Origin of the sequence: Flavobacterium mesophilum, from assembly GCF_039581405.1 — a bacterium.
Taxonomy (GTDB): domain Bacteria; phylum Bacteroidota; class Bacteroidia; order Flavobacteriales; family Flavobacteriaceae; genus Flavobacterium.
Window position 1 is genome coordinate 136,370 of the sequence record NZ_JBCPXZ010000006.1, and the last position, 13,449, is coordinate 149,818.

The 13,449-nt window shown below is 32.4% G+C and carries 13 protein-coding genes; 9 read left to right on the forward strand and 4 right to left on the reverse strand.

Going from position 1 to position 13,449, the window contains the following annotated elements; genetic code table 11:
• The first annotated feature begins 59 nt into the window (after positions 1-59).
• The gene (locus tag AAYQ19_RS18235; RefSeq protein WP_343538248.1) at positions 60-2,825 is read left to right on the forward strand and encodes a PD-(D/E)XK nuclease family protein; all 2,766 of its coding nucleotides are present in this window, start codon (positions 60-62) and stop codon (positions 2,823-2,825) included.
• Positions 2,826-3,310: 485 nt separating this feature from the next.
• Here the strand turns inward: AAYQ19_RS18235 and AAYQ19_RS18240 are convergent, their stop codons facing one another.
• A complete protein-coding gene (locus AAYQ19_RS18240) occupies positions 3,311-4,087 on the reverse strand; it encodes an alpha/beta fold hydrolase (protein ID WP_343538250.1) in 777 nt (258 codons plus the stop codon).
• A 180-nt stretch (positions 4,088-4,267) separates the two neighbouring features.
• Positions 4,268-5,074, reverse strand: a complete 807-nt coding sequence (locus AAYQ19_RS18245) for a TIGR00266 family protein (protein ID WP_343538492.1) — start codon at positions 5,072-5,074, stop codon at positions 4,268-4,270.
• Between the two features lie 123 nt (positions 5,075-5,197).
• On the opposite strand from AAYQ19_RS18245, the gene AAYQ19_RS18250 reads away from it, so the two are divergent.
• Together AAYQ19_RS18250 and AAYQ19_RS18255 are read left to right on the forward strand one after the other, a co-directional pair.
• Complete coding sequence (locus tag AAYQ19_RS18250; protein ID WP_343538251.1) at positions 5,198-5,608, forward strand: hypothetical protein; 411 nt, start codon at positions 5,198-5,200, stop codon at positions 5,606-5,608.
• An 89-nt stretch (positions 5,609-5,697) separates the two neighbouring features.
• The gene (locus AAYQ19_RS18255) at positions 5,698-6,216 is read left to right on the forward strand and encodes a ferritin (protein ID WP_343538252.1); all 519 of its coding nucleotides are present in this window, start codon (positions 5,698-5,700) and stop codon (positions 6,214-6,216) included.
• Positions 6,217-6,278: 62 nt separating this feature from the next.
• Here the strand turns inward: AAYQ19_RS18255 and AAYQ19_RS18260 are convergent, their stop codons facing one another.
• Positions 6,279-7,571, reverse strand: coding sequence for an aminopeptidase P family protein (locus AAYQ19_RS18260; RefSeq protein ID WP_343538253.1), 1,293 nt, complete (start codon positions 7,569-7,571; stop codon positions 6,279-6,281).
• A 493-nt stretch (positions 7,572-8,064) separates the two neighbouring features.
• Between AAYQ19_RS18260 and AAYQ19_RS18265 the strand changes: the two genes are divergently transcribed.
• From AAYQ19_RS18265 to AAYQ19_RS18290, 6 genes are all read left to right on the forward strand, one after another.
• Entirely contained in the window at positions 8,065-8,916 is an 852-nt protein-coding gene (locus AAYQ19_RS18265) for a tetratricopeptide repeat protein (protein ID WP_343538255.1), read from the forward strand.
• A 24-nt stretch (positions 8,917-8,940) separates the two neighbouring features.
• Complete coding sequence (locus AAYQ19_RS18270; RefSeq protein ID WP_343538257.1) at positions 8,941-9,378, forward strand: GNAT family N-acetyltransferase; 438 nt, start codon at positions 8,941-8,943, stop codon at positions 9,376-9,378.
• Positions 9,379-9,521: 143 nt separating this feature from the next.
• Positions 9,522-10,262 carry a LytTR family transcriptional regulator DNA-binding domain-containing protein gene (locus tag AAYQ19_RS18275; protein ID WP_343538259.1) on the forward strand — a complete coding sequence of 247 codons (741 nt, stop codon included), beginning with the start codon at positions 9,522-9,524 and terminating at the stop codon, positions 10,260-10,262.
• Between the two features lie 122 nt (positions 10,263-10,384).
• On the forward strand, positions 10,385-10,915 hold the full coding sequence (locus AAYQ19_RS18280) for a hypothetical protein (protein WP_343538261.1): 531 nt from the start codon (positions 10,385-10,387) through the stop codon (positions 10,913-10,915).
• 61 nt (positions 10,916-10,976) lie between these two features.
• Positions 10,977-11,348 carry a hypothetical protein gene (locus tag AAYQ19_RS18285; RefSeq protein ID WP_343538263.1) on the forward strand — a complete coding sequence of 124 codons (372 nt, stop codon included), beginning with the start codon at positions 10,977-10,979 and terminating at the stop codon, positions 11,346-11,348.
• A 77-nt stretch (positions 11,349-11,425) separates the two neighbouring features.
• Positions 11,426-11,605: a hypothetical protein gene (locus AAYQ19_RS18290; protein WP_343538264.1), complete on the forward strand. Its 180-nt coding sequence runs from the start codon at positions 11,426-11,428 to the stop codon at positions 11,603-11,605.
• A gap of 298 nt (positions 11,606-11,903) precedes the next feature.
• Here the strand turns inward: AAYQ19_RS18290 and AAYQ19_RS18295 are convergent, their stop codons facing one another.
• Positions 11,904-13,265 (reverse strand): hydroxymethylglutaryl-CoA synthase family protein, encoded by a 1,362-nt coding sequence (locus AAYQ19_RS18295; RefSeq protein ID WP_343538266.1) that lies wholly within the window; start codon positions 13,263-13,265, stop codon positions 11,904-11,906.
• Positions 13,266-13,449 lie beyond the last annotated feature (184 nt).

A 13,449-nucleotide genomic window follows, 5' to 3' on the forward strand; every position in this document is an offset into this window, starting at 1 on the left:
CTTTCTAAATAATACTGAAAAGCCATTCTTAATTGAATGGCTTTTTTTATTTTTATAAAATGATAAATACATCTTTTCTACAAAAAATTGCAGCTGTAGTAATCCAGAATTATGGAGATAAGCTTTCAGAAACAACGATTATACTTCCTAATAAAAGGGCAAAAGTTTTTTTGATTGAAGCGCTGAAAAATGAAACTCAAAAAACAATTCTTTCGCCTGAAATAATTAGTATTGAAGATTTTGTTCAAGATGTGGCTTCAATTCGCTCAGTAGATTCAATTGAACTTTTATTTGAATTTTATGAAGTATATTTATCTGTTACCGAAAAACAGCATCAGCAATCTTTTGAATTGTTTGCTAATTGGGCAAAAACATTGTTGCAGGATTTTAATGAAATTGATCGTTATCTTCTGGATCCACAGCATGTTTTGTCTTATTTGAAAGATATCGAGGATATAAAAAAATGGGGTATAGAGGTTGAAAATAAAACCAAACTTCTCGAAAATTATATTGATTTTTGGAAACTTCTGCCATTGTACTATGATTCATTGTATAATCACTTGCTTAATAAGGGAATTGGGTATCAAGGTTTGATTTATCGTGAGGCTGTAAATAATCTTAATCATTTTTCTAATACGGTTTCTGATCGATCATTTGTTTTTGCAGGTTTTAATGCTTTAAACGCGGCAGAAGAAAAAATTGTACAACATTTATTGGCTTTAGATCAAGCGAAAATATATTGGGATGCAGATCAGACCTTTTTGAATGATCCTTATCACGATGCGGGCCTTTTTTTAAGACGTTTTAAAGACAGTTGGAAACACTATAAATTTCATCCTTTTGAATGGATTGTTGATGATTTTTCCAAATCTAAAAACATTCAAGTAATCGGATCTCCAAAAACTATTGGCCAGGCAAAGATTGCGGGAAGCATCATAGAAAAACTAATTGACGAAAATCCTTTGGGATCACTTGACAAAGTTGCGGTTGTTTTAGGGGAAGAAAACTTGTTGATTCCTGTTTTGTATTCTCTGCCTTCGTCGGTGGGTGCTTTGAATATTACAATGGGGTATTCAGGAAAAAATAATCCATCTCAGATCTTAATTGCAAAATTGTTTAAAATGCATACTAATGCTCTCTCACGCAAAGGAGAAAGTTATGTGTTTTATTATAAAGATGTTTTGGATATTTTGACTCATCCTTTTGTAGCGCCATACGCAAATGCTAGCCATTTGGTCAAAATCATTAAAGAGAATAACTATACGTTTATTACGCAAAACAGGATAGTTGAGCTGTATGGTAAGTCATCTAACCTATTTGATTTGTTATTTAGTAAATGGGACAATGGTTCAGTAGCGGTTCTTGAAAGTATTTCCGAGCTCTTGCTTTTGATCAAAAAGAATTTTGACAATGATAATGAAGCAGAAAAAATTGCAAAATCCTTTGTTTATGCTGTTTTTAAAGTCATAAACAAACTGATTAATTACTATTCGAATCATAATCATATTGATAATATTGATACGCTTCATGCGATTTACAAACAAATTATCGATGTTGCTGAAGTCTCATTCGAAGGGGAGCCTTTACGTGGTCTCCAGATAATGGGAGTTCTTGAAAGTCGTGTGCTGGATTTTGAGACGGTAATAATTACATCTATGAATGAAGGGAAGTTTCCGGCAGGGAAATCTCAAAATTCGTTTATTCCATATGATGTGAAGAAGGAATTGGGATTGCCAACTTTTAAGGAAAAAGACGCGATTTATACCTACCATTTTTATCATTTGTTGCAAAGAGCAAAAAATATCTATCTGATTTACAATACTGAAAATGATGGGCTAGACGCTGGTGAGCGAAGCCGCTTTATTACACAGTTGGAAGTTGAAAAACAAATCAAACATAATTTGACTTTTGACATTTACAATCCGGTTTTGCCTTCTACAGCTTATGTTCCTATGGTTGTTCCGAAATCGGAGGAAGTTATGACTCGTTTGAAAGAAATTGCCACGGCAGGTTTTTCTCCATCGGCATTGACTAGTTATATTCGAAATCCAATTGATTTTTATTTCCAAAAAATACTTCGCATTCGAGAGGTTGAAGAAGTAGAGGAAAATATTGCCTTGAATACACTTGGAACTATTATTCATGAAACTTTAAAAGGGCTTTACGAACCTTTTATTGGACGATTTATTTCAGAAGAAGATATTGTAAAATGTTTTACGCTTCTTGATGAGGAAGTTTTAAAGCAGTTTAAAGCAGTTTATAAAGAAGGTGAGATTAAAAAAGGCCGAAATCTTTTGGCTTTTGAAGTGGCGAAACGAAATGTTTTTAATTTTCTTAAAATGGAAATGGAAGCAATTAAAAACGGAGATGTGATTAAGATTGTTGCTTTGGAACAAACGTATCAACGCGAATTAATACATCCTAGTTTGCCATTTCCTGTACTTATAAAAGGAAATGTTGACCGTATTGAGCAACGAAACGGTAAAATAAGAATTATTGATTATAAGACCGGAAAAGTTGAAAAGACCAATGTGGTCCTGAAAACATGGAATGGACTGACAAAGGAGCTTAAAAACGATAAAATTATTCAGGTTTTGGCTTATGCATTCATGTTTGAAAAAGAGGCTGGCCAAATGCCAATAGAAGTGGGGATTATTTCATTTAAAAATCTTAAATCGGGATTTCTGCCTTTTGCATTCAAAGAAGATAGAGATTTAGATATGATTGTATCGAATCAGATTTTGAATTCTTATTTAGAAGAGATCGTTTTGCTTTTAAATGAAATTTTTGATGTCTCAATTCCTTTTGAAGAAAAAATAAATTAATCATTTTACTTCTAGATTTTAATTCAAAATCGATGCGCTCCTGACGTTTTTATTTTGTCATTTTTCTGAAAAATCAAAATTAAAAACTTCATTTACTGTTATTTACGGGAAATTGCGAATTTTTAAAATGAATTTTATGAAAGAAAATGTTGCGTTTTTAAACAAATCTCTTTTTCTTGTTGGATTTTTTTATACATCTTCTTTTAATAAATGCGAATTATTATGCTATAGATAAAAGTGATTTAAAGGCCATTTTTGGATGAATTTTTAACAAGTGTTTATCGCCCAATAATGTTAATTAAAATATCTTTGACGCTTCTTAAAAAGAAATTAGGAATTGAATTAACGACAGCAGTTTTGACAAAATTTTAGAAGACAAGATTGCTTTATTATAATTTTTTGCCCCCACAAAAGAAGAAAAGGCTGTTTCGATGTTTTATTCGAAATGGCCTTTTCTGATTTGTAAAGATTCGGTTTGATTTTTTTTAATTAAAAAAATTAGATAGAATATTTTTGAGTTCTTCCTTGTTCTCAATGTGACTCATGTGGCCATCTTCAAAAGAAACTAATTCTACAGTCGTATCTTCAATTTGTGAAAGACTATCTTCATAATTTAAAACGGGATCTTTTTTGCCTAAGATCAGCAAAACCGGAAAACGGTTTTCGTGTAAAAGAGTTTCCCTGTCTTTTCTGATTTTCATGCCTTCGAGTGACGCAATAATTCCTTGCAAAGGCGTTTTTAAAGCCTGTTCTTTTACTTTTTCAATTTCATTGGCTAAACGGATTCTGTTGTTTTCGCTGAATAAATTCGCAATAGCTAAACTTACAAAACTTACATAATTCTGCTTTACCGCTTTAATAGCGCGTGTTCTATTTAATTTTTTTTCTGCGCTGTCTTCTTTTGAAGTTGAATTCAGCAAAACTAATTTTTTGATTTTATCTGGGTATAATTCGGAGAAAGCCAAACCAACATAGCCACCCATTGAATGGCCAAGAATAATCGCTTTTTCAATTTGTAAATATTCCAAAACCTCATTGACAACATTTGCGTTATCTTCCATTTCATGAACATAACCCAGACATTCGGTTTCGCCATGACCTAGTAAATCAATTGTAATAACACGATTTGTTTTTGCAAAAAGATCAACATATTCTTGCCACATTTGTTTGTTTTCCAAAAAGCCGTGCAGCAACACAATTGCATTTCCTTCGCCTGAATCTGTAAAAGAGATATTGGTATTTTTATATAGGATATTTTTCAAAATGTTGTTTTAAAAGGTAAAGTGCAAAGGTACTAATTGAAAAGCCATATCAGTCATATAAGTTCGTTTCAGTTAAGATTATTCATCGTTTGAAGTAATATTAAATGAGCTTATATAACTTATATGATAAAAAAAAACGGCTTCCATTTCTGAAAGCCATCAATTCTATATTTATGAAAATTAAAAACGATTATCGCCATCTAAAAGATTTCCTAATCCGCCAAGTAGACTTCCTTCTTCACGACTATTGCCACCTGATCTTGGTGCTGATGCAATAATTCTGTCTGCTAATCTGCTGAAAGGCAGAGATTGAATGTAAACTGTTCCAGGACCGCGAAGTGTAGCATAGAATAAACCTTCGCCACCAAAAAGTGAGTTTTTGATACCACCAATAAATTCAATATCATAATCGACATCTTTAGTGAAACCTATAATACAACCCGTATCCACTTTTAATACTTCTCCATGAGCCAATTCTTTTTTAGCCATTGTTCCTCCAGAATGTACAAAAGCCATTCCGTCTCCCTCTATTTTTTGCATGATAAAACCTTCACCACCAAAAAGACCTCTGCCTAATTTCTGAGAAAATTCAATTCCAACCGAAACGCCTTTAGCAGCGCATAAAAAGGAACTTTTTTGGCAAATAAATTTCCCTTGAAACTGAGTTAAATCAATCGGAAGGATTTTTCCTGGATAAGGCGATGCGAAAGAAACTTTGCTTTTAGTGTTTCCTTGGTTTAAAAATGCGGTCATAAAAAGACTTTCGCCCGTAAGAACCCTTTTTCCGGCATTCAAAAGTTGGCCAAACAATCCCGAACTAGCTTGTTGATTTGATCCATCACCAAAAATAGTTTCCATTTTGATATTGTTTTCCATCATCATAAAACTGCCTGCCTCAGCAATTACAATTTCCTGTGGATCTAACTCGATCTCGACATATTGCATTTCTTCTCCAAAAATCTGGTAATCTATTTCGTGTGCTTGCATGATTTCTAATTGATTTGTTTTCAAAATTAGTCGAAAGATGCTTTAGAACGTTACAGTTTTTGGTGCTTTTAAGATGTTTTTAAAAATATATTAAGAATTTGTTATTTTAAATTAGTCTTAATTATGTATTTAATTGAGGTAAATTATATATTTTTGCATCGTTATAATTTTATCAGAATGGCATTAGTTAGCGATTTGACTACCAAAGTATTATTTGAAACCGAAAAAGGATACAGTTACCAATGTGATTTGACCAATAGCATAATCATCAATTTTGTTGATACCGTGTCAAGTTATAAAATTCAAGATTTTTTGATTTTTCAAAGAAAAGTCAATAGCGTTGACATTCTTAACATGCTTTATGATTTGTCTGACCAATCAGATGCACAGTTGATCGAAACTACTAAAAGAAACTTTTCTAGAAATCTTACTATCTGTGAAATAATACAGTTAAGAGATTTATTAAACGGAACAAAATTTACGCTTACTTTACATTCTATGCTTTGTAGCGTAGCTAATGTTGAGCTTATTTAGATTCTTACTTAGATTAAATCCAAATTTTCAGGCGTTTAGGCTTGCGTCCTTTAATTTTTGTAATTTTACAAGTACTAAAATTTAAGGTTATGAAAGATTTACTAAGAACGCACACGTCATTAACTGAAGGCGTAGAAAATATATTGAATTTACAGGCAAAATTAGAAAGCGACGCTTCAAACAAATATCTAGCTATGGCTGCATGGTTGGATAGAAACGGTTATGCACATACAGCAGAGTATTTGTATAAGCAAGCTGAAGAAGAAAGAGAGCATTTTCTAAAAATCTTCAAATTCATTACAGATATGGGAGGGATTGCAATTACGCCATCGGTTCCTGAAGTACAGCAAGAATTTGCTTCTTTTAGAGAAGTATTTGAAATCGCTTTGCAAAATGAAATTGCAGTTACTATGGCAATTAATAAAGTAATTGCAAAATGTAGAGCTGAAAACGACTATGCTACAGAAGATTTTATGATGTGGTATGTAGCGGAACAAAGAGAAGAAGAGAAAAATGCCAGAAGAGCATTAGAACTTTTCGAACTAATCAACGGAAACGAAGCTGACGGAAAATTCCAATTAGACGTTCAGATTTCAAAAATCGGATAATTAAAAACCGATTTATAAATTAAAAAAGCCCTTAATAATTACTATTAAGGGCTTTAGTTTTTTTATTCATTCATCAAAGTTTCGATTTCATCAACTTCAACTGGAATATTTCTCATCAAGTTAAAAGGTTCTCCTTTTTCCTGAACCACAACGTTGTCTTCTAAACGGATACCGAATTTTTCTGCTGGAATGTAGATTCCTGGCTCAACAGTGAAAACCATGTTTGGTTTCATTGGTTCGTGTAGCAAACCGTAATCGTGCGTGTCAAGTCCTAAGTGGTGAGACGTTCCGTGCATGAAATATTTTTTGTATGCTGGCCATTCTGGATTTTCGTTTTGAACATCAGCTTTGTCGATTAATCTTAAACCTAATAATTCAGATGTCATGATTTTACCCACTTCAACATGATATTGTTTCCAAAGTGTTCCTGGCGTAAGCATTTTTGTCGCTTCATTTTTAACTCTTAAAACCGCATTGTAAACCGCTTTTTGACGATCTGAAAAACGTCCTGAAACCGGAATTGTTCTGGTCATGTCGCTTGAGTAATTTGCATATTCAGCGGCAACGTCAAGTAAAATCAAATCACCTTCTTTACATTGCTGGTTGTTTTCGATATAGTGTAAAACATTGGCATTGTTTCCAGAAGCGATAATAGGCGTATAAGCAAAACCTTTAGAGCGGTTACGGATGAATTCGTGAGCTAATTCAGCTTCGATTTCATATTCGGTAACATTTGGTTTTACGAATCCTAATAATCTGCGGAAACCTTTTTCTGTAATATCACAAGCATGCTGAATCAAATCGATTTCTTCGCTTTCTTTTACAGAACGGATTCTTTGCAAAATCGGGTTACTTTTTGCAACATTGTGTGCTGGATAACGCTCTTTCCACCATTTTACAAAACGAGCTTCGCGAGTTTCTGTTTCAACAGTTGCACGGTAATGTTCATTGGTGTTGATGTACATCGTATCTGCGTATGTCATCATTTCGTTCAAAATTTTATGAAAATCTTGTAACCAATAAACCGTTCTAATTCCAGAAACTTGAAAAGCTCGTTCTTTAGTCAATTTTTCACCTTCCCAAACTGCGATATGATCGTTTGTTTCTCTTAAGAAAAGAATTTCTCTTTGGTGCTCATAAGGCGCATCCGGAAACAAAAGCAAAACACTTTCTTCCTGGTCAACACCGCTCAGATAAAAAATATCTCTGTGCTGTGCAAAAGGTAAAGTACTGTCGGCACTGATTGGGTAAATGTCATTTGAATTGAACACGGCAACCGAATTAGGTTTCATTTCTGCCATGAATTTTCTGCGGTTTTTTACAAAAAGACCACTGTTTATTTGATGATATTTCATAATTATTTCGTTTTTGAACTTCGAATTTCAAAATTACGTATTTTAAATATATCGCGTGAAATTGATTTATTAAAGTTTTCTTATTTATTGTTTTTGCCACCAAGACGCGAAGGCTCAAAGTTGTGTTTTGTTTTCCTGAGCGAAGTCGAGGGATCAGGGTAAAGTTTTTTCTCAATCATGTCATTTCGAAGAAGGAGAGATTACACTCGTAATTCTACAGAGTTTAGCGATTTCGTTTCATGTAGATTTTACGATTTTTATTAATCTTAGCAACTTAGAATCTCAGGACCTTAGCATCTTTTAAAAATAATGGCGTGCCCCTCCGGGTCGGGCTTTCGGCTATACCTTTTATTCCGCTATCGATTCATAAAAGGATACCGCCTCTATCCCTCACGCATTCCGTTTTCATAAGAGGTTTTTCGGATTTTTAATTTTTGTAAGAATGATTCTTTTAATTAGTATTTTCGTACAGCCAAAACCTAAAAACAAAATCATGAATAAATTTTTTACGTTGTCTTTTTTTATTTTGTCTTTGATTGTTTCTGCGCAGAACTCGCTTCAATTTGATAAAAAATTTGTTCAAAGTGAAGATAGGTGGGTTGCTTTTTCAGCAGATAGTATCGGGAATCATCCTTATGGGTTTATTTATATCGATTCACAAGCAGGATTAACTTTTGATTATGAAGGAACTTTTAAAATAGACGAAAAGGGAAAATTTATATCTACGAAAAAAGAACTTCAGGGAGCTATGAAATATAGATTAGAGCCCAATAATAATTTGGTCGCATTTATTCCTGAATCAAAATTTACAGAATTGCAAATTCAGAAATTGCCGGACTGGCTTAAAGGCTATAAAACAGATGAAGGCTCAATTGATAGACTTTACAAATGGGGTTATATGTATAATGGATGGAATGAATGTGAAAAAGCTTTGGAATTTTTGGAAAAAGCGAATAAAATTAATTCTGATTATAAAGGTCTACAGGTCGAATTAGCTTTTTCATACAATTGTCTTAAGCGTTATAATGATGCAATTACTGTGCTGAACAAAGCGGTAAAACAAAATCCTCTTGATAGTTATACCAATAAGGAGTTGATTTATGCACTGGTAAAAAATGGTGATTTGGAAGAAGCAAAAAATGTGTATCGTAAGGTTTTGAAAGAGGTTAAAGATAAAACCTATAATAGTGAAAATGCTTATAATATTTTGCAAGCTTATTTTTTGAAAAAAGATATCAAAAACTTTGATAGCTGGCTTTCGGAGGCGAATTCAGAATTAATGAGCCAGTCGAATTTCAAGAATTTGGTAGGGCAAATGAAAACGGAATTAAATTTGAAAAATTAAGGATTCTGAATTTTTACATAAATCATGAACTTAAACATCAACATAAGAACAATCCAAAATAGCGACCTAAATTTCGTCTACAAATCAATTTGCGAACTCGAAAATAAAATTTTAGATTTTGAAGTTTTCGCAAGAATATTTAATGAAAATATCTCAAATCCAAATAACGTTTATTTGATTGCAGAAGATGAAAACGAAAGTTTAGGTTTTATTAGTTTTCACACTCAAAATTTACTGCATCATTGTGGTTTAGTTGGCGAAATTCAAGAGTTTTGGATTGATAAAAGCCACCGTGGAAAAGGAGTTGGAAGAAAATTGGTTGATGAAATTCTAAAATACGCAGAAGAAAATAATCTGAAAAGCATAGAAGTAACAACAAACAAAAGACGAGTAGAAAACGTGGCGATTTATGAAAATCTAGGTTTTGTTTTGAGTCATAATAAATTTACAATTTCTAGATAGATAACCATAAAGTTTGTCATTCTGAGGAACGAAGAATCTTCGCTAGTAGCTCGCCAAAGATTGTCGATTTGTTTGCGGAGCCACTTATGAAGATTCTTCGTTCCTCAGAATGACAAAAATGAGAGAAATAGCTAAACTAAAAAATGAACAAACTAAATCCGTCAATAAAACATCATTTAATAATTGCGAGTTTTATAAGCATGTGGCTTTTTATATTCGCTTTTATCATAAAACCTTTTGACGATGGAACCATAAACTTAAAATCGTGGCTTTTAATCAGTATCGGTTTTAGCGGATTAGCTTTTGTTTGTTATGCCATTCTCGCTTTTCTTCAAAAAAAGATTTACGATAAAACTCAAAAGTGGAATGTAAAACTTGAACTGTTAAGTCTTTTCTTTTATTATTTCATTTATTTAATTGGAATTTACGCCTACTACAAAAGCCCAATTTTAAATGGAGGTTATACCTTTGGACAGTTTTTTAATATCATATTCGTAAAAGTTGCGTTGATTTTAACTCCAGTAATTATTTTTGCTAGAACTTATTTGATAAAACTCATTCCTGTAAAAGAAGATATTTTGGTAATTAAAGGCGAAAACAGATTAGATATTTTAAAAATCAAAAAAGCCGATTTGGTTTGCATTTCGAATGCGCAAAATTATGTTGAGATTTTTTATATCGAAAATGGAAAACTTCAATCAAAACTAATTCGTTCTTCGCTCAAAAAAGTTCAAGATGACTTTGATTTTTTAATGCAAATTCATCGTTCACATTTAATAAATCAGTCGCATTTTAAATCTTGGAGAAATTCGAATACTATTATTTTGACTCAAATCGAACTTCCGGTTTCTAAAAACTACAAAGAAGTTTTATTGGCTTTGTAAATTTCGTACCTAAAACAATGCATTTTGTACCCAAGTGAGTAAAATTGGGGTTTTAGAAAAGGTTTCGTTTTAGTTTTGCTTCATCAATTTTAAAACAAATTATGAAAACAAAACATTTTTGCATGATCGGAGTAGTACTTTTTTTAGTTAGTTATTTATTTTTTTCAGGTCTTATACCAAGTTTAAGCGAATCGATCGATTTTGCACATTGGTTTAATTTAATCGGAGTTTGTTTTTTACTTTCGTTTAATGATGTTTTTCCTAAAACAAAGATTAGTAAAGTTGCTTCTGTTTTGACAACTTTAGGCGTTATTGCGCATATTGGTCTTTGCACAATCGATTTTATAATATCAAGTTATGGAAATAATGAAACCGCAAAAGAAGCATTAAGTCATCAAATTACAATTTCACCATTTATTTTTTATCCGTTTATAGCTGTTGGTCCGTCTTTACTTTTTCTTGGTTTGGCGTTGCATGCATTTACTTTTATAAAAACAGAAACGTTAAAATCTTTGATGGTAATTGTTGGTTCAATTACTGTTGGATTTTCTTTTTTTGTCTTGAAAGATGGAATTTGGATGCTTTTGAGTTGCGTAGTTTTTGTTTTAGGATTGGCATTGTTGATTTTGGATGAGAAAAACATTAAAAGTTGATTCGTAATTAAAAACAAAGAGCTAATATTGTAAAGAAATACTTTAAAAATTGAAATAGATTTTGAAAAACCATATAAAATACCTGCTTTCTCTTTTTGTGGCGTTGGTCGTAATGGCAGGCGATGGTATTTTATATTCTCAATCTAATTCTCCTGAGTATTATCAATCTTCTTTTGTTGTTTCAAGAAAAGAAATAGATCTTAAAAATCTTCGAGTTTATGTTTTTAATCAAGTAAAAAGATCTGAAAAAACTTCATTCCCGGTACTTTTAACTCGTTTTAGATTAACAGAAGTTTTGAGTTTGCATACTCGAATAGTTTTTCAGTTACATAAAAATCTGCATCAAAATATAATTTCATTTATAAAGCAATCGGTTTTTATAAATGAAATAAGTACTTCAAGCAACTTCCAGAAAAGTTTATACACGGTTTAAGAAATTCTATTTCTGCGCCAATATGCTATTTCATGGCATAAGATGATTCATAATGTCTAATCATTTATCATTTTAAGATGTATAAACAAACTCATAAAAAAGGTTTAGAGCAATCTAAGCCGCGACTTCATTGGTTAAAACGAAAAGTAATTCTGATTATGACCGCTTTCATGCTCGGAATGGCAAATGGAATGCATACGGAAGATACGCGTCTTAAAGGCAATCAAAATTATACCGAACAGCATAAAAAGGATTGAGTTTAATTAGATAATGTGGCAATTTGATAATTAGAAAATTCTTAATACTTGAAACTATGCGATTTTACCTTTGTCAAAGTTTTAAACTTTGACAAAGGTTTTTTGCGTTAAGTGTGTCTTCCTGAGCGAAGTCGAAGGACGCGTTAGCAGCTCTACAAAGATTGTCGATTTTGCATCTGGAATTACTTGCGTGTCCTTCGACTTCGCTCAGGATGACAAACTGTTTGTAAACAAAAAAGCCGAAGCTATTTAAAACTTCGGCTTTTTATTTGGAATTTGGGTTTTTAAAAATTGGAATTTAATCTACCCATTTATAATAACGAGCTCCAATCAAAACCGGAATCTCTTTTTCGATTCTGTCTAAAACCCATTCGTTTTTCGGAGTTCTTACACTTTGTTTTTGTTCTTTTTTGTGAAGACTTTCGTAAGTGTTGAAGTCAATTTCTACACTTTCTGCTAAATTTTCAAAAAGCTTCACATTTGCCAAAGCCGATTGCCATTCTGGTTGAATTGTTCCTTCAAAAACTTTCGATTTAGAGCCGCTTCCGTAAGCTAAGAAACCGAATTTAGTTCCTGCAACTTCTTTCTTTGTATCGTAAAAATGAGCCAAAGTCGATAATAATCCCATGAAAATAGAACCAGTATAAAGGTTTCCAATTAAAGAAGAAGCTAATTCAGCAGGTTGTAATTTTTCAGTTACAAATGTTTTGTAATCATCAGATTTTGCTACTTCTTTAATTTTTGTCTGATAATCTGCAGGTGCGATATCATCAGCAATAATTTTTTCAGCACTGTCTAAAGCATAAATTTCAGATAACATTCGACGTCCTTGGAAAGAATACGGCAAGTGCATGATAATACTCGTCCAAGTATTGTATAAAGTCTCGGTAGTATTTTTTAATTTTTTGAATGAAAAGTAAGCATTACGCGTACGATCCATATAACATTGGTTAGAATACTGACCATCAAAAACCGGCTGATCTTTGTGAATTTCGATTTCAGCTTCTAAGTTGTCAAACCAAGAATCGTTGTTTGAGTTTTTTGTAATTTCTTCTTTAGAAATAGTTCTGTATGGTTTGAAGAAATCAAAAACGCCTTTTGTGCTTGTTGCCCAATTGTCATCAAAAGCAATGATTTTTGGGTTAGCTGTAATCAGCATCGCAACCGCTCCAGCGCCTTGAGTGTACTCTCCGCCAGAATTTAAATCGTATTTTGCAAAATCACTTGTTACGACAATCGCTTTTTTCGTCGGATTCAATTTTACAAAATCCAAACAGTTTTGCATCGCGTCAACACCGCCGATACATGCAAAAGTAAAGTCAACAACGTCACATTCAGCCAAAGCGTCTTCACCAAATTTTTGCTCCATTAAACTAATTAAATATGAAGCAATTGGTTTCGAACTGTCAACACCGCTTTCGGTACCAACATAAATTCGGCTTATTTCATTTAGGTTGATTTTATTGTCAAGGATAAGTTTTGTCAAGGCGTTTGCTCCAAAAACTACAGCGTCCTGATGAACGTCTGGGAAAGTCATTTTCAGTAATCCAAGACCTTTTTCTAGTTTTTCTGGTTCAATATTTCTGGCAACAGCCAAAGTTTTTATGGGTAAATGTATGTTTGCTACATCAAATGAGATAGCATCAATTCCTGTTTTCATTCTTAATTTTTTGAGCCGCTAAAGGTAAAACTATGTTATGGAATGACAATTTTTTGCTTGGATAAAATTAGGAGTAGAGAGCACTTTTAAAGAAATCAAACCAAAAGTTTGAATAAAATAACAATATGATAAATTTTTAGTAATCTGAATACGTATTGAAAATGAGGTGAAAAGACAGATATGT